This window comes from Gordonia sp. L191, from assembly GCF_030077625.1.
Lineage (GTDB): Bacteria > Actinomycetota > Actinomycetes > Mycobacteriales > Mycobacteriaceae > Gordonia > Gordonia polyisoprenivorans_A.
This window is the reverse complement of the sequence record NZ_CP125996.1, coordinates 1494710-1518546: the sequence shown is the minus strand read 5'-3', so window position 1 is coordinate 1518546 and position 23837 is coordinate 1494710. Positions and strand designations below refer to the sequence as shown.

The 23837-nt window shown below is 66.6% G+C and carries 25 protein-coding genes and 1 pseudogene; 15 read left to right on the top strand and 11 right to left on the bottom strand.

The features are described 5' to 3' along the window. The first annotated feature begins 34 nt into the window (after positions 1-34). From QNM97_RS06750 to QNM97_RS06735, 4 genes are read left to right on the top strand one after another with little or no spacing between them, the layout of a single operon-like run. Positions 35-1279 carry a cytochrome P450 gene (locus QNM97_RS06750; RefSeq protein WP_283822112.1) on the top strand — a complete coding sequence of 415 codons (1245 nt, stop codon included), beginning with the start codon at positions 35-37 and terminating at the stop codon, positions 1277-1279. A 5-nt stretch (positions 1280-1284) separates the two neighbouring features. Further along, positions 1285-2349 (top strand): 2Fe-2S iron-sulfur cluster-binding protein, encoded by a 1065-nt coding sequence (locus tag QNM97_RS06745; RefSeq protein WP_283822111.1) that lies wholly within the window; start codon positions 1285-1287, stop codon positions 2347-2349. A gap of 28 nt (positions 2350-2377) precedes the next feature. Beyond that, the gene (locus tag QNM97_RS06740) at positions 2378-2734 is read left to right on the top strand and encodes an HNH endonuclease (protein ID WP_283822110.1); all 357 of its coding nucleotides are present in this window, start codon (positions 2378-2380) and stop codon (positions 2732-2734) included. Further along, positions 2731-4059, top strand: coding sequence for a diacylglycerol/lipid kinase family protein (locus QNM97_RS06735; RefSeq protein ID WP_283822109.1), 1329 nt, complete (start codon positions 2731-2733; stop codon positions 4057-4059). The genes QNM97_RS06740 and QNM97_RS06735 overlap by 4 nt, the downstream gene beginning before the upstream one ends. Positions 4060-4062: 3 nt before the next feature. Here the strand turns inward: QNM97_RS06735 and QNM97_RS06730 are convergent, their stop codons facing one another. From QNM97_RS06730 to QNM97_RS06715, 4 genes are all read right to left on the bottom strand, one after another. Then, entirely contained in the window at positions 4063-4572 is a 510-nt protein-coding gene (locus QNM97_RS06730) for an HIT family protein (RefSeq protein WP_283822108.1), read from the bottom strand. Positions 4573-4819: 247 nt separating this feature from the next. Continuing rightward, the gene (locus QNM97_RS06725) at positions 4820-6394 is read right to left on the bottom strand and encodes an HNH endonuclease signature motif containing protein (protein ID WP_283822107.1); all 1575 of its coding nucleotides are present in this window, start codon (positions 6392-6394) and stop codon (positions 4820-4822) included. Positions 6395-6732: 338 nt separating this feature from the next. After that, positions 6733-7296, bottom strand: coding sequence for a dihydrofolate reductase family protein (locus QNM97_RS06720; protein WP_283822106.1), 564 nt, complete (start codon positions 7294-7296; stop codon positions 6733-6735). Positions 7297-7336: 40 nt separating this feature from the next. Beyond that, on the bottom strand, positions 7337-8362 hold the full coding sequence (locus QNM97_RS06715) for a bile acid:sodium symporter family protein (RefSeq protein ID WP_283822105.1): 1026 nt from the start codon (positions 8360-8362) through the stop codon (positions 7337-7339). A gap of 72 nt (positions 8363-8434) precedes the next feature. On the opposite strand from QNM97_RS06715, the gene QNM97_RS06710 reads away from it, so the two are divergent. Continuing rightward, positions 8435-9286, top strand: coding sequence for a LysR family transcriptional regulator (locus tag QNM97_RS06710; protein WP_502874996.1), 852 nt, complete (start codon positions 8435-8437; stop codon positions 9284-9286). A gap of 10 nt (positions 9287-9296) precedes the next feature. Here QNM97_RS06710 and QNM97_RS06705 read toward each other — a convergent pair whose 3' ends face one another. From QNM97_RS06705 to QNM97_RS06695, 3 genes and pseudogenes are all read right to left on the bottom strand, one after another. Continuing rightward, positions 9297-10241 carry a glycoside hydrolase family 43 protein gene (locus QNM97_RS06705; protein ID WP_283823117.1) on the bottom strand — a complete coding sequence of 315 codons (945 nt, stop codon included), beginning with the start codon at positions 10239-10241 and terminating at the stop codon, positions 9297-9299. Positions 10242-10325: 84 nt separating this feature from the next. Next, entirely contained in the window at positions 10326-10841 is a 516-nt protein-coding gene (locus QNM97_RS06700) for a GNAT family N-acetyltransferase (protein WP_283822103.1), read from the bottom strand. A 63-nt stretch (positions 10842-10904) separates the two neighbouring features. Then, a pseudogene (locus QNM97_RS06695) lies at positions 10905-11785 on the bottom strand (SDR family oxidoreductase). Positions 11786-11870: 85 nt separating this feature from the next. Here QNM97_RS06695 and QNM97_RS06690 point away from each other — a divergent pair. Both QNM97_RS06690 and QNM97_RS06685 read left to right on the top strand, forming a co-directional pair. Beyond that, positions 11871-12449 carry a TetR/AcrR family transcriptional regulator gene (locus tag QNM97_RS06690; RefSeq protein WP_283822102.1) on the top strand — a complete coding sequence of 193 codons (579 nt, stop codon included), beginning with the start codon at positions 11871-11873 and terminating at the stop codon, positions 12447-12449. Between the two features lie 8 nt (positions 12450-12457). Next, the gene (locus QNM97_RS06685) at positions 12458-13291 is read left to right on the top strand and encodes an RCC1 domain-containing protein (protein ID WP_283822101.1); all 834 of its coding nucleotides are present in this window, start codon (positions 12458-12460) and stop codon (positions 13289-13291) included. 39 nt (positions 13292-13330) lie between these two features. On the opposite strand, the gene QNM97_RS06680 is transcribed toward QNM97_RS06685, so the two are convergent. Beyond that, positions 13331-14818 (bottom strand): MFS transporter, encoded by a 1488-nt coding sequence (locus QNM97_RS06680; protein WP_283822100.1) that lies wholly within the window; start codon positions 14816-14818, stop codon positions 13331-13333. A gap of 231 nt (positions 14819-15049) precedes the next feature. On the opposite strand from QNM97_RS06680, the gene QNM97_RS06675 reads away from it, so the two are divergent. Next, positions 15050-16450: a recombinase family protein gene (locus tag QNM97_RS06675; protein ID WP_283822099.1), complete on the top strand. Its 1401-nt coding sequence runs from the start codon at positions 15050-15052 to the stop codon at positions 16448-16450. A gap of 5 nt (positions 16451-16455) precedes the next feature. Here the strand turns inward: QNM97_RS06675 and QNM97_RS06670 are convergent, their stop codons facing one another. Genes QNM97_RS06670 through QNM97_RS06660 form a run of 3 tightly spaced genes read right to left on the bottom strand, consistent with a single transcriptional unit; the run spans position 16456 to position 19021 of the window. Further along, positions 16456-16764, bottom strand: a complete 309-nt coding sequence (locus tag QNM97_RS06670; RefSeq protein ID WP_283822098.1) for a hypothetical protein — start codon at positions 16762-16764, stop codon at positions 16456-16458. Positions 16765-16815: 51 nt separating this feature from the next. Then, positions 16816-18750 carry a DUF3987 domain-containing protein gene (locus QNM97_RS06665; protein WP_283822097.1) on the bottom strand — a complete coding sequence of 645 codons (1935 nt, stop codon included), beginning with the start codon at positions 18748-18750 and terminating at the stop codon, positions 16816-16818. 4 nt (positions 18751-18754) lie between these two features. Further along, positions 18755-19021 (bottom strand): helix-turn-helix domain-containing protein, encoded by a 267-nt coding sequence (locus QNM97_RS06660; RefSeq protein ID WP_283822096.1) that lies wholly within the window; start codon positions 19019-19021, stop codon positions 18755-18757. A gap of 1058 nt (positions 19022-20079) precedes the next feature. On the opposite strand from QNM97_RS06660, the gene QNM97_RS06655 reads away from it, so the two are divergent. The 7 genes from QNM97_RS06655 (at position 20080) to QNM97_RS06625 (ending at position 23555) form a co-directional block, all read left to right on the top strand. Further along, entirely contained in the window at positions 20080-20541 is a 462-nt protein-coding gene (locus QNM97_RS06655; RefSeq protein WP_283822095.1) for a hypothetical protein, read from the top strand. Next, a complete protein-coding gene (locus QNM97_RS06650) occupies positions 20538-20867 on the top strand; it encodes a flagellar hook-length control protein (RefSeq protein WP_283822094.1) in 330 nt (109 codons plus the stop codon). Before QNM97_RS06655 ends, QNM97_RS06650 begins: the two co-directional genes overlap by 4 nt. A gap of 122 nt (positions 20868-20989) precedes the next feature. Continuing rightward, positions 20990-21583, top strand: coding sequence for a recombinase family protein (locus QNM97_RS06645; protein WP_283822093.1), 594 nt, complete (start codon positions 20990-20992; stop codon positions 21581-21583). After that, a complete protein-coding gene (locus tag QNM97_RS06640) occupies positions 21580-21774 on the top strand; it encodes a hypothetical protein (RefSeq protein ID WP_283822092.1) in 195 nt (64 codons plus the stop codon). Before QNM97_RS06645 ends, QNM97_RS06640 begins: the two co-directional genes overlap by 4 nt. 192 nt (positions 21775-21966) lie before the next feature. After that, on the top strand, positions 21967-22209 hold the full coding sequence (locus tag QNM97_RS06635; RefSeq protein ID WP_283822091.1) for a hypothetical protein: 243 nt from the start codon (positions 21967-21969) through the stop codon (positions 22207-22209). Next, the gene (locus QNM97_RS06630) at positions 22206-22907 is read left to right on the top strand and encodes a hypothetical protein (RefSeq protein WP_283822090.1); all 702 of its coding nucleotides are present in this window, start codon (positions 22206-22208) and stop codon (positions 22905-22907) included. Before QNM97_RS06635 ends, QNM97_RS06630 begins: the two co-directional genes overlap by 4 nt. Positions 22908-23069: 162 nt before the next feature. Next, positions 23070-23555, top strand: coding sequence for a hypothetical protein (locus tag QNM97_RS06625; RefSeq protein ID WP_283822089.1), 486 nt, complete (start codon positions 23070-23072; stop codon positions 23553-23555). Positions 23556-23837: the final 282 nt, after the last annotated feature.

Below are 23837 nucleotides of genomic sequence, written 5' to 3'. Positions count from 1 at the left end.
TCCGATCGCCTGCCACCGACCAGAGGAGTACTCCATGACGATCACCGAGACACCCACCCCGTCCAACCCCACTCCGGCACCGAGCTGGATCGACGAGATCACCATGACCGAGCTCGAGCGCAACCCGTACCCGGTGTACGAGCGGCTACGTGCCGAGCGCCCGTTGGCCTACATCCCCGTCCTCGGCTCGTACGTGGCCACCACGACCGACATCTGCCGGGAGATCGCCACCAGCGAGCACTTCGAGGCGATCATCACCAAGGCCGGCGGGCGGACCTTCGGGCACCCGGCGGTCATCGGAGTCAACGGGGACATCCACGACGACCTGCGGTCGATGGTCGACCCGGCGTTGCAGCCGCAAGAGGTCGATCGGTGGATCGATGATCTGGTCCGGCCGATCGCACGCCGGTTCCTCGAGACGTTCGAGGACGATGGCCACGCCGAACTCGTCGCGCAATACTGCGAACCGGTCAGTGTGCGGGCGCTCGGCGACCTCCTCGGACTGCGCGAGGTCGGCTCGGACACACTGCGCGAGTGGTTCCACAAGCTGTCCCGGTCATTCACCAATGCCGGCGTCGACGAGAACGGCGAGTTCACCAATCCCGAAGGTTTCGACGAGGGTGATGAGGCCAAGGCCGAGATCCGCGCGATCGTCGACCCGATGATCGACCGCTGGATCACCCACCCCGACGACAGCGCCATCTCCCACTGGTTGCACGACGGCATGCCCGACGGGCAGACCCGCGACCGCGACTACATCTACCCGACCCTGTTCGTCTACCTGCTCGGCGCCATGCAGGAGCCCGGTCACGCGATGGCTTCCACGCTGGTCGGATTGTTCACCCGACCGGATCAGATGGAGCAGGTCGTCGACGAACCCGGACTGATCCCCCGGGCCATCTCCGAGGGGATGCGTTGGACCTCGCCGATCTGGTCGGCCACCGCCCGCATCAGCACCGCCGACGTCGAGGTCGCCGGGGTGGCGCTGCCCGCGGGCACCGTCGTGCTCATGTCCTACGGCTCGGCCAACCACGACACCGCTGTGTACACCGCGCCCTCGGAGTACGACATCACCCGTCCACCGTTGCCGCACTTGGCTTTCGGGGCCGGAAATCACGCGTGCGCGGGGATCTATTTCGCCAATCAAGTGTGCCGGATCGGTCTGGAGGAACTCTTCGAATCGATTCCGAATCTGGAGCGCGACACCGATTCCGACGTCGAGTTCTGGGGTTGGGGGTTCCGCGGACCGACCTCGCTGCACGTCACGTGGGAGGCGTGAGGGCGATGGCTGCTTCCGATACGACCGGCTCGCAGGCCCATCGCATCGACGTCGTGGGCGCCGCGTCGGCGAGCGTGACCTGCACCGAAGACCAGCCGCTGCTCGACGCCTTCCTGCGCAACGGCGTGTATCTGCCCAATTCCTGCAATCAGGGGACGTGCGGAACATGCAAGGTGCGCTTGTGTTCGGGCACCGTCGACACCCCCGAGATCCCGGAGACGGTGCTCGGCGCCGACGATCAGGCGCGTGGATTCGTCCTGGCGTGTCAGTCGCGTCCGCGATCGGACACCACGATCGAGGTGGACGCGCCCGAACAGACCGGCCCCCGGCACCGACTCCGCGATGTGGTCGGGACCGTCCACGGCATCGAGACCGTGGCTCACGACACGGTGACCGTGCTCGTGGATATCGATGAGCCACTGGACTTCTCGGCCGGCCAGTACATGGAGATCGCGGTTCCGGGCACCGGCGAGTGGCGTCAGTACTCGATGGCAAATCCACCGACGTCGACGAGCAGGCTGGAGTTCCAGATCCGCCGGGTGCCCGGCGGTATGGCGACCGACGGGTGGATCTTCGGCGGTCTCGATGTCGGCCACGAACTCGAGATGCGCGGTCCGTGGGGTGACTTCGCCTACGCACCCGAGGCCGACGAGCCCGAGGCACCGATGCTGTTGCTCGCGGGCGGCACCGGTCTGGCACCACTGACATCGATTGCGGTGCAGGCTCTCACCGACGATCCCCACCGCGAGATCCATCTGTACCACGGGGTCCGCCACGAGTCCGACCTCTACCATCAGCAGTTCTGGCAAGAGCTGGCCGAGCGCCACCGCGGGCTCACCTACGTCCCGTGTCTGAGTCAGTCGGCGTGGGACGGGCGTACCGGCTACGTGGGTGACGCGGTGCTCGACGACTTCGCATCGCTGCGCGGGTACGTCGCCTACCTGTGTGGGCCGCCGGCGATGGTCGACGCCGGGGTGAAGGCCTGCAAACGCCGGCGCATGCCCGCGCGCAACATCCGGCGCGAGAAGTACACACCGAGCGGGATCGTGCCGGCCGGCCTCAGCGCATGAGACCGGGTGATGGCCTACCCTGATCGTCGTGCCCGCCAACCGCACCCGTGCCCGCCGCTACGCGAAACGTCGTCGGCGCCGAATGGACGCGGTCACCCATGACCTCACCCCCGAGCAATGGGAGCAGTTGATCTCACTGTGGGGTGGATGCGCCTACTGCGAGGCTGATGGCGTTGCGCTACAGAAGGATTGCGTTCTCGCCATTTCCCGGGGCGGCCGGTACACCGCCGGTAACGTGGTGCCGAGTTGCCGGTCGTGCAACGCGGGTAAGTGCAATACCGAGGTCACCTCGTGGATGCGCCGCAAACGTCTCGACGAGAAGCGCTTTCTGCTGCGCTACGCCGAGATCTGCGCTCTGATCACCACCGACCCCGACTCGAGGTGACGAGCCAGCGACGGATCAGTGCCGTCGTCGCGTTGCTGGCCGCGGCCGGACTCCTCGTGGCGATTCTGGTGTTCCTGGTCAACAGCGGTCTGCACTTCGTGCTCGGCGTGGCGGGTCTGGCCGTCGCCGCGCTCGGCGCGTGGTGGGCGATCACCGAACGCGGGGTACGACGTGGCGTCGGTATCGCCGTCGGGGTGCTCGGGGTCGCGGCGCTCGTCAGTGCGCTGGTGCTGGCCGTCGTTGATTCCGGCGCTTTCGTCGTGCACCTGATCGTCGCCGTCGCGCTCGGGGTGATCGCCGTCGCCTCGGCCCGTCACGCCTTGACGCCGCATCTACACGAGTTGGATCTGATGCACGCGCCGTGGCGGCCCCGACATCCGGTTCTGATCTGCAACCCGAAATCCGGTGGCGGCAAGGTCGATCGGTTCGAACTCGTCGAGACAGCACACCGGATCGGTGTCGAGACCGTCGTCCTGGGGCCCGACGACGATCTCGAACAACTCGCACGTGACGCGGTGGCGCGTGGTGCGGACTGTCTGGGGATGGCCGGCGGGGACGGTTCGCAAGCGCTCGTCGCCGCCATCGCTATCGAACACGACCTGCCGTTCGTCTGCGTCAGCGCGGGTACCCGCAACCATTTCGCCCTGGATCTCGGGCTCGACCGGTCCGACCCACGACGCAACGTCCAGGCCTTCTCCGACGGTGTGATCCGCCGAGTCGATTACGCCACCGTCAACGGACGCCTGTTCGTCAACAACGTCTCGCTCGGGGTGTACGCGACAATCGTGCAGCAGGACTCCTACCGCGACGACAAGGCTCAAACCACCGCGGCGCTGCTGCCCGAACTCCTCGGCAACACCGCAGAACCCTTCGACCTGCAATTCACCGCGGCCAACGGCACTGCGGTTGACGGCGCATTCCTGATCCTGGTGTCCAACAACCCCTATTCCGGTGCCCTTCTCGACGCCGGTGAACGACGACGGATGGATACCGGCCTCCTCGGCGTCGTCGCCGTGTCGCCGCGCACCGGCGCCGAAGCGGCCACACTGGTCGCCCTGTCGGCCGTCGGTCTGCGCAAGACCAGCCCGCACTGGCACGAGTTCACCACCCCGACCTTCGAGGTCTCCTCGGCTGGCGGTACCGCCTATGCGGGCGTCGACGGAGAAGCCCTCGAACTCACCACGCCGCTGCGCTTCCGCAGCCACCACAAGGGTTTACGTCTACTCGTGCCCTCCGACAATCCGCTCGCCGAATCCCGCCGCCGCGCCCGCGACGTCAGTGTCCGGGCGCTCGTGCAGATCGCGGCGGGACGGCCGCCCGGCTGATCATCACCCGTCGATCGATCGACCGCTGCGATTCCCCTCGAGGTGATGCAGCCGGTTGATCTCGGCACTGAGGGCGGATTTCAGCTCATCGTGCGCAGCCGACAGGGCGCTGGCGGGTTCATGCCAACGCTCCTGCGGATAGCACCACACCGGCATCCCCACCCGATCCGCCGGCTCCCAGGTGTAGCGCGGCCAGATGTGTGCGTGCAGGATTGGGTGGGTGTTGCCGAGGATTTCGATGTTCATCCGCCGAAACCCCGGATCATGTGCCGCGCATACGGTCTCGACGGCGGTGGCGATCAGATCCACGTCGGCCAGGAATCGAAGACGCTCGGATCGCGGCAGAGAGGAAAGTCGTTCGACCCCAGGAGACTTCGTCAACGCCAGCGAGTATCCCGGCAGGAACTGTAGGTCGCCGATGACCGCGAACGCCGCATCGAGTTCGGCGAGCACGGTGGGGTTGCGTCCTTCGATCGCAGATCGCACACGATCGGCGCGCCAGTCGTCGGCCATACCCCGACGGTACCTACGTCGGGTGATCGTCGGTCGGCGTTCGCCGACGACCTACGGGTCGCAGTCGCTCCTTCGTCCCGCTGGTCGAGGACCCTTCCCCCCGACGATCGAAAACCCTTCCCCCAATGGTCGAGGCGTCCCCCCGATGGTCGAGGACTTTCCTCCCGATGGTCGAGGTGCGAGGCGCGTGCGCCGAGCCTCGAGACCTCTTGCACCACAGCTGGTTCCACCCCACAGCAAAACCCCGTCACCGCGGGAAAGTAACGATGACCTGCCCCGTCCGTCGGTTCCGCCACTCCACCCGCCGATCCAGGAGGAGCGTCGGCAGCCACTCGGCGAGGTGTTTGCGTTGGTGATCAGCCCGACACAACGGGATCAGATCACCGAGCACCGTCCAGCCACCGGCCTCGGGGTCGGCATGGTTGAACGGTCGCCAATGATCAAGGTCGCACAGGTGCGACGGCATCCCACAGTACGGGTATCGGCACCACACATCGTTCGCCAACACCTCAGCGCGCAAGGCGGCGCTGGGTGCATACGTCAATGCCCCAGGGGGTGGCACGGTAAACCCGCCGTGTCCGGTCGGATCCGCGGGCGGGGCCTGTGCGCGGTCGGAGATCTGCGGGATCAACGGCCCAGCCGAACGTACGGATTCGGGGTAGTGGATCGTCTTCGCTACGTCGGCGAGGGTGGTGGCGTAGTCGGGGTCGATCGGCCCGTATCCCTGCAACCGCGGCACGAGAATCCCGTCCGGGTCCGTCAACACCGTCAACACAGGTGCGCCAGGTACCACCAAGGCCCGTCCGAACGCCACCGGCACCTCATCCGGCGTCGGTGGATTCATCGGGTCGGCGATCCCGGGTTCGACGACCGGCTCCACCAACTCGACGTCGGGAGCGTCGGCGTCGATAGGTTCGGGGAGCAGGTCGTCCCACGCTGCGGCGTCGTCGGCGTCGGCGGGTGTTTCGGCCGACCCGTTGCTGTCGGTGCCGCCACCTCGCTTCGGGCAATCATCTTGCCCGCATTCGCAGTCGAGCCGGGCGCCGGGGACGCCAGTGATCTCCCCGAGGGCGATCACCCGCAGCGACCCCACGCGGCGCGGGTCTTTGCGGCAGGTCCGTTCATCGACCAGCGCGTTGATCTGGGTGGTGAGGAACACCCCGTAATGCGCGGGAACGACTGCATCCAGAGCGGAGTGCCCCGCGACATCGGGGGTGATGGTGACGTTTCCCACCAGGTCGGTGATGGTGTCGCGGTCCTCGATCACACTGTCGGGGTTCATCGAAATCAGCGCGGCGTCGAGTTGCTGCGAGAGCACCGGATCGGTGGTGGCCCGGGACCCGTAGTCCAGGACGATCTCCTCGAACGACATCCCGGACTCGTCACCGCCGTTGCTGTCGCTGTCGCTGTCGGTGTCCTCGCCGCGTTGGGCGGCCCGCGCCATGATCGAGACCCGATTCGTCGACAGTTCCCCATTCAAATAGGCGGCACGGATCAGCGGGAACTTCTCCAACAGATCCGCCAACGCAATCCAACTCCCGGCTTTGCTGCGGGAGACCGTGAACTGCAACGACACCTCGGCGCGGCCGAGTCTCTCGGCATGTTCGATCACCGGCCCCCACACACCGGTCTCGGGCCGCCCCGCCAGATGCTCACGAAACACCCGCTCCGCCAACGCGGCAGCAGCCAGCACCGTCCGGGCCTCGTATTTGCGGGACTCGCGGAGCAGGTACGGGCCGGTCTCGGTGAGCTCATCGCGTGACATGGCTGCGATCGCGGCAGCATCGGCATCCGGATCGGTGAACAACAACACACTCGACATCCGAACACCCTCCCTTCCCGCGATCGGTGATCCAACCTATGGGCACAAGTGTACGAAGAGGTACCGACAAAAACGGTCCGACGAACGCCAGACCGGGGAAATCTGTGGACAACCATTTTTCCACTCGTCGAGAGGGCGTCGATGTGGTTGCGATACTTGTCATCTCACCGGGTCTCGAGGCTCGCCGCACGCGGCTCGCACCTCGACCACCGGGGGGAACGGTCGAGCATCGGCGGTGGAAGCGCTCGACCATCAGGGGGACGGGCCGAACATCCGGGGGAAGGAGCGAGCAATTCGATAAGAAGAATCAGCGGCAGGAGGCGATGCCCAGCGCACCCTCACTTCGGGGCGTAATGCAGATAGACGGTGCCGTTGGCGAAGGTCCGCTGCTCGATGAGCCGAAGGTCGAGCGCAGCGTCGGCGGGCAGGGCACGGAGTCCCCCTCCGACGATCACGGGGACGACGAACAGCCGGAAACCGGAGACCATTCCGGCGCGGATCGCAGCAGCCGCGGTGGTCGGCCCGAAAATCTCGACGTAGCCAGGAGCGCTCTCGGTGATCTGCCGAAGTTCTGCGGTATCGAGCTCTCGTACCAACCGCGAGCGATCGGACGACAGATCGTCGGGACTCATCGTCGTCGACACGACCACCTTGTCGATCGTCCGCCATCGGCGGGCGAACTCATGTTCTGCAGCCGTCCAGCTCCCGTCCTCCGGAGGGCTCTCCCAATACCGCATCAGGTCATAGGTCTTGCGGCCCAACACCTCCGCGGAGGTCTCCGCCATCCGATCAACATGCATGTCGAAGATCTCCGCATCCGGAGCACCCCAACCGAAATCGCCGTTGGCGTCGGCGACGTAACCGTCGAGGGACATGCTGGTGGTGTACATCAGTTGTCCCATGCGCCGACCTCCTCGTGGCGGAATCTCCGTGGCGCACACCCTACGGAGAACGGACCACGAAATCCAGAGTCGGGTCATCGCTGGGGGCACCTGCGCGCTCAGATGCCACACGGCCGTGGTGGGCGGCGAGCATCGAGCACACCAGCAATTGGATCTGATGAAAGATCATCAAGGGCAGGATGATCAGCCCCACCGGCGCTCCGGCGAAGAGTACCGCGGCCATGGGCAGCCCGGCGGCCAGACTCTTCTTCGATCCGCAGAACTGGATGACGATGGCGTCGTCGCGAGCGAAGCCCAAAGTCTTTGCAGCCCATCGCGACAACATCAACACCACTCCGAGGACGCCTGCGCACACCGCCATCACGACGGCGATCGATCCGACGCTGACCGACGACCAGATGCGCTCGGCCATACCGGCGCTGAACGCGGAGTACACGACCAGCAGCACCGAGCCGCGGTCGACGGTCTTGGTCAGCAAGGGGTGTCGTCCGAGCGGTCCGGCGACCAGTGGCCGACACAGTTGGCCGGCAATGAACGGAAGCAGCAACTGAAGAATGATCTCGCCGAAGGATTCCGCACTCACGTGGACTCCGCCGGTGGTGGTCATGAGGGCGACGACGAGCAATGGGGTCAGCACGACTCCGAGAAGGTTCGACAACGACGCCGACACGATGGCCGCCGGGACGTTTCCGCGGGCAACCGAGGTGAACGCGATCGACGACTGCACCGTGGAGGGCACGAGGCACGCGAACAGCACACCGGTGTAGAGCGCACTGCTCAGCACGTGTGGGGTCAGCACCCGCAGCGCGAGACCGATCAGCGGGAACACGACGAAGGTGACCGCCAGAACCGTCAGATGCAGTCGCCAGTGGCGTGCCCCGGCCATCGCCTCGGCAGGCGAGAGCCGCGTGCCGTAGAGGAAGAACAGAAGCGCGATGGCCGCTTTCACGATTCCGTCGAGGATCGTCGCTGCTGCACCCGCGACCGGAAACACCGATGCGAGCGCCACCGTCGCGAGGATCGATACGACGAATCCGTCGATGGGGAGCTTTCTGAGCAGTCGCATGAGACATAAGTCAACGCCTGACGGAGCCATTCGGAAACACGTTGACCACGATTATTGTGATCGAGTTCTCCGATGACTAGCCTGAGATGTGTGCTCGATCCCACCGCGCTGCGCACCTTCCTCACCGTCGTCCACACCGGCGGGTTCTCAGCCGCGGCACGCCAGCTCGACGTCGGGCAATCCACTGTGTCCGGCCACATCGCCCGCCTGGAGAAACAGGTCGGCAGAACGCTGTTGCGACGCGACACGCACTCGGTCGAGCTGACCGCGGACGGCTCGGCGATGGCCGGCTTCGCCCGCTCCATCCTCGACGAGTGCGATCGCGCGCTGAGTTATTTCACCGACGACGGCATCACCGGACGCATCCGCTTCGGGGTGTCGGAGGACCTCGTGGCCACGGGAACGCCGGAGATCCTGCGCCGCTTCCGGGCCGACCACCCGCGAGTCGATATCGAGCTGACCATCGGACTCAGCGAGGACCTCCACACGAGCCTGCGTGCGGGTTCACTGGATCTGGTTCTGGCCAAGCGCAATCCGGGCCAGCGGCACGGACAGCTGATCTTCACCGAACCGTTGGTTTGGGCAGGCGCGCCGGACACCGTCCTGCGACCCGGTGAGCCGATTCCACTCGTGACCTTTCCCGAACCGAGCATCTCGCGCACCGCGGCGCTCGCCGCACTCGCCGACGCGGGGCTCGATCACCGGATCACCTGTGTCTCCAACAACCAGCAGGGGTTGCGCGCCGCGGTGCTGGCCGGGCTCGGTGTGATGGTGCATGCGCGTCGGCTCCTGCCCGCCGACGTCGTCGAACTCGACGGCCTGCCCGACCCGGGACTCACCGAGGTCGTGGTGATCACCCGGCGGCGGCCGGCGACGCGGGCCGAGGCAGCGCTGCTCGCGGTACTGCGTTCGGCGACGTGGTGAGTTCACCGCGTCACGCCGGCTCGCGGATCACTCCCGCGTGTCGCACCGTTCCGGACAGCCCCGGCAGTTCCTTGGGCGCCGTCCACGTTCGCAGGCCGTCGCCACTGTCGGAGAAGAGGTATTTGCCCCTGGTGTAGGCGTCGAAGTACATCCGCCACGCCCCGCCGGGCAGTTGGATGACCGACGGCCCTTCCACGAAAGTGCCCCAATTGCCCGGTGCGACAAAGGTGTAGGGCCCCGCCAGGGTGGGGGCGACGGCGTGCTCGATGACCTTCTTGGTCTCGTTCTTGGTAAATGCGTGGTAGGTCGAGCCCACCTTCACGATGGTGGTGTCGATGTGGTCGGCGCCGATACCCACGAGCGGCACCGGCGGCCCCCAATTCCGCAGCGAGGAGTCCGTCGCCGTCATCAGATACGGGATGAAACCGCCGCCCGTCGACATCGACAGGATGATGTTGACGCGACCGTTGTCGACGAACCAGTCCGGCGCCCACGCCTTGGTGGTGAACGGCGACAGTGAGGGCAGGTCGCTCGACCCGGCCGAACCCGACGAACCCAGCGCGCCCAACGATCCCTTGCCGTCGCCGGTACCGGGAAGAAGGAAGCAGCAGAACGGGACTGCCAGGTTCTGCATGAACGTCCAGTGGGTGAGGTCGGTGCTGCGCGCGAACCCGATACTGGCGCCCGCGGCCGTGGTGTAGGTGAGGTAGTACGACCCATCGGTATTGCGGAAGATCCGCGGATCGCGCACCAACCCGGACGGCGGACGATACGCCGCCTTCTGGAGGACGTCGAAATGAGTGCCGTCGCCGGACTGGTAGGCGTCCATGTCACGATCGCTGGCGTTGCTGAATGCCACCATCGTGTATCGCCACCCGGATTGTGGTGCGGCTCCGGCCGTCCCGGGAACGGCAAACAGCAACCCCGCGACAGCCAGGACCGCCGATATCACCACGCATATCGTCCACTTCGTCACCGAAGCAGTATCGGTGATGGGCGACAATTCAGAAACACCTCGGCTCACACGGGTACCACATCGTTATCCCCCGGTTTCGCCTGAGATGACGTTTCTCGCAAGGAAGACCAGGTCGTAGGTCCCGACATTCCGGCGACGGAACTCTCGAAAACCGAAACGGTGATACAGCCGAATGTTCGCGAGACTGTGCTCACCGGTGAACAGTTCGAGTCTGGTGACAGCTCTGGGTAACCATGTGTCGACCGCGCCGAGCAGACGACTGCCCAAACCCCTCCCCTGCAGGTCGGGCGCGACCGTGAGACGACCGAGTTCAGCGGTGTCACCGTGCACCGTGAGTCGTACTGCGGCGACCAGACGTGCTCCGGAGGTGATTCCCAGGGCGATCACCTCCGGGCTCTGCAATTCGTCGACGATCTCGTCGGCGGTCTGATCCAGCGGGGGCAGCTGCAGGTCGTTGTGCAGCTTCGCCTCGGTGACATACGCAGCCCGTTGCAGGGTCAGAATCTCACCGGCCCGCTCGACACCGATCCGGTGGACGTCACCGAAGTCGCGGTCGGACCCGTCGACGTCGGTCGTCATCGGTTCGCCTTTCTGACGCTGAGGCCCGGCTTCGGCACCGAACTCGGACGCCAATCCTAGGTCTCACGGTTCGATGTTCTCCAGATCCTCGAGCAGGCTCGGATGCGTCGGCGTCCAACCGAGTGCCTCGCGGGTGTGCGTGCTCGTCGAGGGTTGATCCACCGCGAAGATCGGACCGAACGAACCGAAGCTCTCGGTGGTATCTGCTGTACCGGCAGTCGCAGCCGCCTGCCGATGACCGAAATGATGTCGGCGACGGTGTTTCCCTCGTCGGCGACCGCGTGCCACGCTGTCCCGGCCGGCGCCGATTCCAGCGCGAGGCGGAACAGTGTCGCGGCGTCGCGGGCGTGCACGGCCGGCCAGCGCTGCGTGCCGTCGCCCGGGTATCCCGCTACGCCGCTGCGTCGTGCCTGTTGGGTCAACAGGCCGGCGAACCCACCCTCACCATGGTTGTGAACCGTCCGAGGCAGACGAATCGCACTGGGGCGCACGCCTTTCGATGCGAGGTCGAGTAACGCCAGCACCGATCGGGCCCGGCCGCCGACGGGACCGTCGGTGGGCAACGGATCGGCCTCGGTGGACGCGCGCCCCGGAATCCACGGCGTGCCCGACACGGTGACGATCGGACGGTCGGTGCCGATGAGTTCCTCCCCGGTGGCCGACAACGCGGCGGTTTCCTAGGTGATCGCCGCGGCCAACGCGTCGGCTCCGTGGTCGCCGTGATCGAAGGCGAGGCTGATCACGCCCTCGGACTGCGCGACGCCGGAGCGCAGGACGTCGAGATCAGACAACCCACCGCGCAAGACCTGCGCACCGGCGTCGGCGAGTACCTGCACGGACCGGTCGGAGCGAGCGAGGGCAAGCACGGTGTGGTCGTTGTCGAGCAACTCTGAGACGACGGCGGAGCCGATGGTGCCGGTACCGCCGGTGACGAAGACGTGCATGGATCTCTCCTGACGAGTGATGCGACTGTTGTCTCATCACTGCAGCGCGATGACGGGACACATGTCGCATCACTATGATGACCACATGGCTCGATGGGAACCCGGCGCACGCGAGCGCCTCGTCCTCGCCGCGGTGGACCTGTTCAACGAACACCGCCACGACGCGACGACAGTCGCGCAGATCGCCGACCGTGCCGGCGTCACCCGCAGCACGTTCTTCCGGCACTTCTCGGACAAGCGCGAGGTGCTGGTGGCCGGCCAGGAAACGCTCAGCCGTCTGATGGCGGAGGGAATCGCCGAGGCGTCCGCCGACACGACACCACTCGGCATGGTCGCCGCAGGTCTCGAGCGTGCCGCCGGCGAGATGGGGCCGATGAACCGGGAACTCGGACCGAGACTCAGCGCGGCGATCGCCGCCAGCACCGAACTCCAGGAACGTGACGCCCTCAAGAGCGTCGGGCTCGCCGCCGCGATGACCGACGCCCTCATCACCCGCGGCGTCGCGGATGCGACCGCGCGGGTCGCCGCCGAACTCGGTGTGCTCGCCTTCAAACAGGGATACGCGAAATGGACCGAGGGCGAGAAGGACGACGGCGCGCCGCTCGTGTCGTTCGTACTCGAAGCGCTCAGCGAATTACGCTCGGCCGCAGGGTCACTGGGCTGATCCCGCACATGAACACGCTGGCCGCAGGCCGACGACACTCGGTCGCATGCCGGGAGGACGGGACGGCAGTGGCGACCGGCAACGGTCGCGCCGGCGAATGTGACGTCTCGTCGTGGTCGGGTATCTGTGCCGCGGCCGCCGGCAACGTGCATGCCGCGCGCAATACCGGCCGATCCCACAGCGTCGGGTTGCGCAGCGACGGAACGGTTCTCGCCGCAGGGTGGAACGGTGACGGACAGACCGACGTCGGCCGATGGCGTGAGATCGTCGGCGTGGCAGCCGGATGGAGAACCACTCTCGGCCTCCGCGCGGATGGCACCGTGGTCGCGACCGGTCGCACCGCGGAGGGTCAGTGTGATGTGGCGGCCTGGAAAGACGCCGTCTCGATCGCGTGCGGAGACTGGCATTCGGTCGCCGTATTGGCCGACGGCACAGCACTATCCACCGGCAGCAATCGGTGCGGGCAGGGTGCGGTCGGCGGCTGGCACGACCTGATCGGCATCGGCGCCGGCTATCTACACACCGTCGGCTTGCGCGTCGACGGCACCGCACTGGCCACCGGCGACAACACCGCGGGCGAGTGCGACGTCACCCGATGGCGCACCGTCGTCGCGGTGTCGGCGGGCAGCCACCACACGGTGGCGCTCCTCGCTGACGGAACCGTGCGGGCGGTCGGCGACAATCACCACCGACAGTGCGAGGTCGCAGAGTGGCGTGGCGTTACTGCCGTCGCGGCCGGATCGGCGCACACGCTCGGACTTCTCGACGACGGAACCGTCATCGCGACCGGGGAGAATTCGCATGGTCAGTGCGACGTGAGGCCCTGGCGCCTGCATCGATGACCTGCCGCTCACCCGAGCGGCGCGCCCCCGCGTGGCAAGTCAGGTACTCGCCGCGGAGGCGCTACGGCCTGCAGCGACGGCCGACGCGAGGGCAGCCAGTGCTGCGAGAGCAGCGAAGCCGAGCAGCACCAGCCAGGCCCAGTGCGCCGCCCCCACCAGTGCATTGTGTGCCGCGCCGGCCGGATCGGATGCGTCGCGTCTGCTGTCGTGTCCGGCAACGTGCAGGGTCAAGGTGACAACGGCAACGCCGATGGCCACTCCAACATTGCGGGACAATGCGATCAACGATCCGGCGGTACCGGTTCCGCGAGCTGTGGCCGCGGCCATCACCGAGGCGTTGTTGGCAGGTACGTACACCCCGAGGCCGATGCCGAGGACCGCCAATGCAGGGACAATCCACGCAATCTCGGTCGGCCGGGACGCGAGCGCCACAATCGCTCCGAGAATCGCCACACATCCCACATCGGTGCGCATGGAGTTTCCGGCCCAGGAGTGCAGCCACGCGGTGGAGGCAACGGTCGCCGTGAGGAATCCGGCGGGCATCGCGAACAGGATCACGCCGGTCGCCGACACCGACCAGCCCAGTGGGACGAGAAGTTGCGGGATGAGCACGGTCGGCGCGATCAGCAAGAGATAACTCACCATGGCGCCCAGCGCGCCGATCGCGATCTGTGGGGTGCGCAGCGTCGGCGGATCGATCAGCGGTGCGCCCGCACGCTTTTCTCTCCGCCAGAACACCGGGAGAATAAGTGCGGGACTCACGAGCAGGATGAGTGACCCGACCAACCCCAGCGGCAAGCCGGAGAGCCCGGACAGACCGACCAGCAGCCCGATGGCGGCCAGCGCGAGCAGAGTGGTTCCGGGCCAGTCGAATCGGGGCATCGAACGCCGTTGTGTCGCGTCGGGCAGGAGCACGAGCGCCGAGACCACCGCGACGACACCGATCGGAACGTTCACCCAGAAGATCGACCTCCATCCGAAAGCGTCGACCAGGAAGCCACCGCTCATCGGCCCGAGCGCCAGGCCCAGAGACTGCACGGCGGCTTGGACGGCGAGCCCGTCGCGCAATCTTTCCTTGGGAATGTTCTCGGTGACCATTGCGATGGCGTTGCCGGCAATCGCGGCTCCACCGGTGCCCTGCAGCACCCGAAACGCGATCAACGAGGCGAGGTCCGGCGCGATGCTGCAGAGAATCGAACCGACCGTGAACATCGCATACCCGTAGAGATACAGGTTCTTGCGTCCCCAGCCGTCACCGAGTCGCGCGCATGGCGCGACCAGCGCCACCACCGTCAGCACGTAGGCCACCGACACCCACTGTGCCGACGCGAGCGACGCGTCGAAGGACCGCTGCAATGACGGCAGTGCCAGTGTGACGATGCTCGAGTCCAGCTGAATCATGAACGCGCCGAAGCTGATTCCGGCGATGGTGTACCAGTGGGACCGCGAGGACCGCTCGACCCATTCCGGTCGCCGGGGCAACTTCATGGCCGGCCGACGAATGCGCACTGCGCCTGCACTGTTCACGATCAGCCATTGTGCCCATCATCAGGCTCTCCGGCGTGGGACTCGCCGAATCATCGGAGCTGATGCCCTACATGGAGAGAGGATTCCGATGAACGAAGCGATTCACTTCGGCCGATCGGCGAGTTCATGTCGCCGATGGACTTGATCGCGGGACGAACCAGGACGCACCATGTCCAGCGCTAAACGTTGAACCGGAACTCCACAACGTCACGTTGCCTATAAACTTGTGGCATGGCCTCACGCACTCGACGCAGTCCCTCCCCCGCATCCACGGCAACCCTGACCAGGCGCGCAGCGATCTACACGCGTGTCTCGCTCGACGCGACCGGCGAGGGTCTGGCGGTAGCTCGGCAGGAGGAGAACGCGCGCAAACTGATCGACGATCGCGGCTGGGACGTCGCGGGTGTCTGGTCGGACAACTCGATCAGCGCGAGCGACGCGAGCAAGAAGCGCCCCGGGTACGAGGCACTGGTGGCCGCGTATGCGGCAGGGCAGTTCGACGCGCTAGTCTGCTACGACCTCGACCGGCTGACGCGCCAGCCCCGACAGCTTGAGGACTGGATCGACGCAGCCGAAGGCCGAGGCCTCGCGCTCGTCACGTTGAACGGTGAGGCCGACCTGACGACCGACGCGGGACGCCTGTTCGCGCGAATCAAGGCAGCGGTCGCGCGCAGCGAGATCGAGCGGAAGTCGGCCCGACAGCGCGCAGCAGCAGAACAGCGCGCCAACCTTGGCCGTCCCCCGCTCGGTGTTCGCCTCACCGGGTACACCGCCAAGGGCGAGACCATCGCGAGCGAGGCCGACGTCGTGCGCCGTGTATTCGACGCCTTCCAGCGAGGCGAGACGCTGCGCCGCATCGCGAAGTCCCTCAGCGAGGACGGGGTGTCGACGAGGCATGGCAAGCCGTGGAACCCGAGCAGCATCCGCGAGATTCTGACCAACCCCCGCTACGCGGGCCGCGTCGTCTACTGCGGCGAGGTGGTGCCCGGTGTCAAGGGAGCGTGGGAGCCCTTGGTCGATGACGAGACGTTCGACATCGTCGCCGCCAAGCTCGCCGACCCCCGACGACGTACTCAGGTGAACACAGACCGCGTGCACGTCGGCTCGGGGCTCTACCGCTGCGCCGACTGTGGCGAGCCGGTCAGCGGGTGGTCTGGGGGTCGGTACCGCTGTCGTGACGCGCACGTGAACCGCGCCCGTGGCCCCGTCGACCAGTTCGTGCGCGACGTCATCACCGAGAGGCTGAGCCGAGACGACGTCGCGCAGCTGCTCGCACCGACCGCCGACGCGCTCGCACCGCTCATCGACCAGATGCGGGTGCTGCGCGCCAAGCTCGACGACGCACAGGAGGACTACGCAGCCGGGTACATCGACGGCGCGCTCTACCGCGCCCGCACCAACCGGATCAAGGACGACCTCTCAGCTGTCGAGCGCAAGATCGCCGCACACCCGTCGTCGAGCGCCCTGGGCGATGTCGTGGCTGCTGATGATCCCGCTGAGGCGTTCCTGACTGCGCCGCTCATGGCTCAGCGGTCAGTGATCGACGCACTGTGCGTTATCAAGCTGCACAAGGGAACTCGTGGATCGCGGACGTTCAACCCCGAAACGGTCCAGATCGAGTGGCGATCCTAGGTCGATCACGCCTGCCGAAGGCGAATCGTCGGAAGGTCGAGGACTTCCTTGAGCAGCTGCGCGTTCCCTTCGCCCACGTGCTCATGCCTCAGGTTCTCCGTACGGATCGTCAGACGCCGCAGCTCCGCGGGTCCAGCCTCGTCAGCCGGTGTCCATACGAGCGCGCGAGCCAGCACCGTCTCGTCGCCCTGAGCGCGGTTGTTGCTGGGGTCGATACGTGCGATCAGCACGCCCTTGGCGAACTCGATGGTGTCGAGCCACGCCGAGGGCAGCTTCGCGAACTCGTCGACTGTCAACGTCCGGAACTTCGACATCGTGTGGTCCTCTCGTCAGTCCAGCGACCAGGCTACTGACTCGGTCGGACATCACCGCAGTTCCTTGGCATCGGGGTTGAGGTAGAGCGCGTCTGCCTTCCCGTCCTTGGTGCGCACCACGTAACTGAGATCGATGAGCAGGTCGATCACGTCGTTGCGGGTCGACGCCTGGCGCAGACGCTTGGGACCTGTCTCGGTGAGCTTGCGGATGCGGACCGGTGCGTGAGGTGCGTCAGCGTGCTGTCGGGCCAGGAAGTCGACGAGTGCGAGCGCGTCGTCGACCTTCACGGGGGCCTTGCGCTTGTCGGTGCTCTCCGTCGACGCGATCCCGAACGCCTGTTTGGCGTTGGCGATGCACCATTCCTCGATCTCCTTCGCACGGTCGACCGTCTCGGGCTCGATCAGGAGGCCGACCCCCTTGGGCCCGTGCTCTGCCACGTGCAGATGCAGCGCTCGCCGAGCCACGCGGCCAGCCGACTTCGCCGCCCACGAATCCAAGGCGTGATTGCCCGACAGATCGCCGCCGTCATCAAATCGGCGGCTCTTGAACTCGTCGGTGACTCGCCGCATCCTCGACTTCGCTCGCGGACTCAGCTCCGCAGTGCGAAGCGGCGAATCCCACATTTCGACGACGAGGTCCAAGATCAGCGCGTTGTACGCCGAGCGAACACCGGAGGGAACTGGCGCGCCGCTGCTGCGCTCCCCGCGACGCCATCGCGACCGGTTCGACTCGGGAAACGAGAACTCGGTGCGCGGCACGAGCCCCTTGCTGTTGAGCCGCGAGTCGCTGAGCACCTTCATCGCTTCACTGACCTGGGTAGCCGAGCAGATCGTGAGCGCCGGTTGGCCGAGGTACACCGACCCACTCTTGACCCGTTCGTAGGAGAACGGCTCGCGGTTGTACGCACGCAGAAACACGCCCAGCGACGGGTTGTCTCCGTACCGCCCAAGCAGAATCTCGAAGACCTCACCCTCAGCATCGGCAATCGCCATCCTGTCGCCCTGTGCGCCCATCTTCATGACGAGTCGTTCAGGCGTGATGTCTGAGGCCGTGAGACTGGGACGCGGCCCCTTGGGATCGGGTTCACCAACGACAGAAGCCGTGACCTTGTCGCCCTCTTCCTCCGACTCATGGTCGTCGGCGGGTTCGGGCTCGCTGGTCGACGTAGGCGGCGTGAGGTCGACGGTGCTCTCGGGCGCGTCCATCCATCGAGCGACCAGCTCGCGCTCAGCATCAGCGATGGGCTTGGTGAACATCGCTGCCAGTACAGGACTCTTGCCGGTTCCCGTGTCGCACACCGGCACGATGTAGGACACGCCGCACTCGACCCAGTCGCCATCGTTGACGAGCACATCGACGCGGCCACACAGCGCCGCAGACACCGCGCCGAGCGCCATCGGTGCGCACAGCGCCGGGTCGGAGTCGAGTTCTTCTGCGACCGCTTTCGCCATATCGGCCAGGACCGAGGGCAGCGCGCCGAACGGGAACGCAGCCGCGCGACCAACGTCGAGCGGCAGCGGTGCGGAGCTGAACAGGTCACGAACCTTGCGGCGATGTTCCTCTGCGCGCAAGCCGCCCTCGTGGGCCATCCGTTCGGCGATGACGTGCGGGTCGTCGAGGCCGTGCGCAGCTGCGTAGGCGGCGACCTCCTCGCGCGTCAGTACCCGGGCTGCGTGCTTGCTCGCGACGGCTGCAGGCATCACCCCGAGGTTGCCGACGACGGCACCCGATTCGGGCGCTTCACCCGTGAGGTCCCGGAACGCCGACACCACCTCGCGCCACAGCGCGATGCCAAGGTGGTCGAAGATGGGTTCGTCTGCAGCGCAGTCGACCTCGTCGGCCCACTGCTGAGCAGGCCACCACACAGCGCGACCGTCGTCGCCGAGATCGCTCCGTTCGGTGGTATTCTCGTCGTAGTCGTACTCGTCGGCTGTGTGATGGGCGTGGTTGCTGGAACCGCGCCCATCTTTCGTTGTCGGGGGCATCGACTCACTGACCCCCGGTCAGCACCGCGCGGATGCGGTCGGCCTGCGCGGGCGTGATCTGCGGAGCTTCATCGACCAACCGACGCACAGCTGCGCGGTAGGGGTCGACTCCCGCGTTGGCCATACGAACCCGAGCCCACTGCTCGACCTCTGCTCGCACGAAGCGGAAGCGGTGGGTGATGCGGTAGGCGGGCAGACCCTTCTCGGTGATGAGACGGCGCACGGTCTGCGTCGTGACGCCCAGGAACTCCGCGACGTCGGCGGAATCCATGTCGGGAGTCGACACCGGAATCGAGTCGGGGGGCGTGAGAGTGGGTACAGAGGTGGACATTGCGCGGAACTCCGATGACTCGGTCTCGTTCCACGCACCTCCCCGTAGTACGGGCTCACCAGCGCTCGCCCTCGGGTTTGGTGTGCGTGAGGCCTGTTGCCAGACCTATTGCACCGCCGCTGCTGTGTCTGTGTCGTCACCGCGACGTCTAGGTCGGTCGCGGTACTCGTCGGCAGATCACCCGCGCTCGCTCGTGCTGGGGGTCATTGCGAGCGCGTAACAGCAACACTAGCAGTCAACGGCCACGGTCAGCCGACTCGACGGGCGTGGCGTGTCGACAACGACGACATTGTTAGTCGTTGTGCTGCAGCGTATCTGACCGACAACGGTCACACAGCCCCGGTCGCCTTCGCGGTCACACAGCTCCTCGACACCGACGTCGGACAGCGAGACGCAGTCGGCAACGTGTAGCCCCGGTAGTCGGGGAAGATGTGTAGCCCCTGTAGCCCCGCTGTAGCCCCGGTGTAGCCCCGTCTCGGTCAGAGTCGCCATCGTCTCATTGCTCGTGGTCAGGCATGCTTTTCGCCTCACCAGCGGGTCCATGTGTAGCCCCTGTAGCCCCGAGTCCTGGGTGTCGGGCTCTCGCTGTAGCTACTGCAGCGTCTCAAGAGGTACACACAGACTCATTAATCTATCTGTCTACCAGCAGTTTTGGGCCTGCAGGTGCCACTTTTCGCGGAGACCCGGGTATCGGGGCTACAGGGGCTACAGTTCACCGCTGGTGAGAGCCGAATCTCTCGTCTGCCTGCGGAAACGTCCCGTGTCGCCTACTACAACGATGGGGCTACACCCCGGGCTACACCGGGGCCACACCTTGCTACAGGTGCCACACCACGACACCGAACATGGCGGCACTGAGTAGCTGTGTAACCCCGACCGTCGACGTCGCAGGCGCGCTCGCTGTCGCTCGGCAGCTGACGAGTCTCGTTGGCGCTGAACAGCACAACGACTAGCAAAGGTGCTTTTGCCGGCACCTGTCCTGTTGACAGAGTGTTGACATGACGTCACACGCCGCGACCCGCGAGCGCGCACAGCGAGCGCTACAGCTGCGCGCTATGGGCCAGACGTGGGACAGCATCGCGAAGACGGTCGGCTACCGCAGCCGTCAGGCTCCTCAGCTGGCCGTGAAGCGACTGCTGGCCTCCCACCACCCCGACCCCGAGACCGAGCGAGCTGTGAGCAGTGAGTCGCTGCGCCTGCTGCAGTCGACCCTGTTCTCTCGTCTCGCCGCCGCCAACGCGCGGGGCGACACCGACGAGCTGGTGAAGCTGTCCAAGGAGCTGCGCAGCCTCACCGCCGAGACCTCGAAGCTGAACGGCCTGTACGCGCCACCCGCTCCCCAGCGCGTCGAGGTCGAGGTGCGGCCAGCGCAGGAGATGATCGCCAGCACCCGAGACCAGTTGCTCGCGCTCGTCGACGGCGACGCCCAACCCATCCTGGAAGGCGAGGTAGTGCCGTGACCGCGACCCCCGACACCAAGGCAGCGCGCAAGGCAGTGATCACCGCCGCAATGGACCTCGCCGCCGACGTCGCCGAGAACCGTCTCGACCCTGCGGAATTGACCGCTCAGCTCAACGCTGAGGCGCGAACGCTGTTCGGTGCAGTAGTTGGACCCCATGACCCGCTGTGGCCCCTACAGCTCGACGTGACGCGTCAGATGCTCGCGGCAGGCGGCGTGCCCGCAGACGAGCTGAGCGAATGGCTCGCGGTCGCGCGACGTCGAGAGGCTGTGAGCAGTGAGACCGGCAGCGAGACACAGCCGCCCGAGCCCGATGTGTCGAAGTAGGTTACGCCCCAACACAACCCCTCCACGGTCGCCGTTGTGCGTCGACCTAGAGCCGGTAGCCCTTTGTTCGACCCCTTCGTAGTCTGAGTCTTAGACCCTAAAGCGACACGGAGGCAACGGATATGGGCAACGGACAGACAGTCGGCTACGTGCGAGTGAGCACGCTCGACCAGAACACAGCACGACAGCTCGACGGGCTGACACTCGACAGGACGTTCACCGACCACGCGTCGGGCAAGGACACCAAGCGGCCTCAGCTGAGCGCGTGCCTCGACTACGTCCGCGAGGGCGACACGCTCGTGGTGCATTCGATGGACCGTCTCGCGCGCTCGCTGCGCGATCTGCTGCAGGTCGTCGACGACCTCACCGAGCGCGGCGTGACCGTCCAGTTCATCAAGGAGGGCATCACCTTCACGGGCGACGAGGCAGACCCGTGCGCGGTGCTCATGATGCAGGTCATGGGAGCGGTGGCCCAGTTCGAGCGCTCGCTGATCGTCGAGCGCCAGCGCGAGGGCATCGCCGTCGCCAAGGCCGCAGGCAAGTACAAGGGCCGCAAGCCCTCGCTGAGCGACGAGCAGGCCACAGAGGTAGCCCGACGTCTCGACGAGGGCGAGTCGGCAGCTGCGCTGGCACGGGAGTACAGCGTGAACCGCTCGACGATCTACAACGCGCGAGACCGCGTGCTCGGCTCGACGGGTGAGGCGGTGTCGGCATGAGCGGCAGCGTCGAACACTGGGGGCTGCGGACGGGTCCCGCAACCTACGTCGGCATCCACGGCACCAAGAACCTGCCGTGCCGCATCGTGCGGTTCCGTCGCGACTGCGTCGTGGTGCGCTTTGGCGACGCGCCGCCCGAGACGGTCCACCCGCACGACTTGCGGCAGGAGCAGCGCACCCCTGCTCGGTAGTCTCGGCCCTGGTTCCCCGCTCATCAGGTTCTCTACCCAACGGGCGGTTGGATCAGCTGGCACAGCCCCGGGTTTCTCCTCGATCCCCGGGGCTGTGTTGTGTTCTGACCCAATCCCTCCCGTGCTGTCGACTCGTCGAGCGCGGCCCCAGAGCCCGGGTGCGATGCACCCCCGCTCGCTACCGTCTGCGACATGACCTCAGCTAACGCACTCCCCACCGACCCGGCGTCGCTGACGCCTCCCCAATGGCAGGCACGACTGGCCGCGTTCGCGTCCCGGGGCGTGCCCGACACCGACTCGCGCGTCGAGCAGTGCCGCGCCGCGCTCGCCTACTGGCGCTGTCGCCGTGTCCTCGACGCCGAGCGCGGACAGATCGCGCCCGCACACCTCGACGACCTCGTCGAGCACCTGCGCGAGGCGGTGGCGACCGCATGAGGAACACCACGACTCGCCGCTCCCGACGAGAGTTCGAGTTCTCGCCCCCGCCCGAGCACTCCCAGGACGAGCTGCGCGCCCGCCGACGCAAGAGCCTGCCCAACGTCTACCGAGCATCGTTCTCGCTCAGTGGCGAGGTCGCGGCGCTGTGTGACCCTCTCGCGCACCGCATCAGCTCTGGCGACAGCTCGACAGCGCAGCGCATGACCCCCGCCGTCCGCGAGCTGGGCGCAGCGGTGGGCTCGGTCGTCGCCGGTATCGCCAAGCTCATCGCGCAGCGCGACGCCGCAGCGCGGACGCGTGGTCTGCCCGTCGAGCAGCGTGGCGGTGCGCAGCATGCCCTGGTCACCCTCGCTGGCCGTCCCGCCGACCCTGAGCTGACGACGACCGACGTCGCAAGCGGGCAGTGGGTCGGGGTCCTCGTCGAGCACGCCCGCACCTACGACGAGCGGCTGAGCGACCTTCTTGGCCGTGCGCACCCGCCGTCCGCGTCCGCGCTGCGCGGTCGACCCAGCATCTCCGAGCGCGTCGAGGACCTGGTGCGCGAGCTGGACGGCGCAGCAAGTGAACTCAGCAAGCGCATCGACAGCGGTGAGTCCCTGACCGCTGCCAGCGCCCGCACCCTGACCTCGACACGCTCGGATGCTGAGCAGCGAGACGCGCGAGCGCTGCTCGACGGTCTGGGCATCGCTACCTGACTACCCGCTGCGATACGCGGGCGGCGTGATGGGAGTTCCGCCGTCTCGCGAGGTGCGTTCGAGGGTGATGGTCTGGCTTCGGGCCGCGTCACCCTCGAACGTCACCCGACATCGCCGCACTACTCCCCCGCGATCTGACACCACGAGAGGACACCAAACGTCATGAGTGAGCTGGACATCGTCGCGGTTCACGAGGCTGGACACGCGGTTGCGTCGATGCTGTGGGACGGTCCCACGGTCAGCCGCTCAGCATTGGTGGCGGGTAACAGCCACCATGCAGGGCTAACCGAGTACGACAACGACGACTTCGAGCTGCGCGCTGAGGTCATCACCGCTGGCCCCGTCGCGGAAGCCATGCACACGGCAGGCCATCGACCGACCACGTCTGACCTGTTCAGGGCGTTCGACGGTTACGGTCACCTCGACTACGCGACGCTCACCGCAAGCGGTCGACCGATCCCGACCGACGTCGTCGCACTGACCCTTGAACGCGTGTGGCCCGCCGTGCTCGACGTCGCCCACGAGCTTTCGGCGCGCCGCGAAGTCGGTCCAGGCACAGTGCTCGCCGCCCTCCGCGTTCCACGTGGGCGGCAGTGTGACTCCTACATCTCAGGACTCCGCACGGGTCTGCACTCGCTGCGGCGGTGAAGCGGTCAAGTGATGCCACGTCGGTGGCATCACTTTCTCGTCGAGCTTCCAACCCTCGTCGGGCGTCTCCACCTGCTGAGGGCCGCTCTCGGGAGTGATCTGGGCGTCGGTGGGCAACGGGGCCGAAAGTGACGCCCCAACGGGGGCGTCATTTGCAGGAGTCGACTCGGGCACCTCGCCGGAAGTGCTACCGGCTGGCCGGTAGCGTCCCCAGAATCGGTACCGCCTGGGCGGTATCGTCTGCAGAACTCGACTCGTCGAGCGCGACCCTGCACCGCTGCC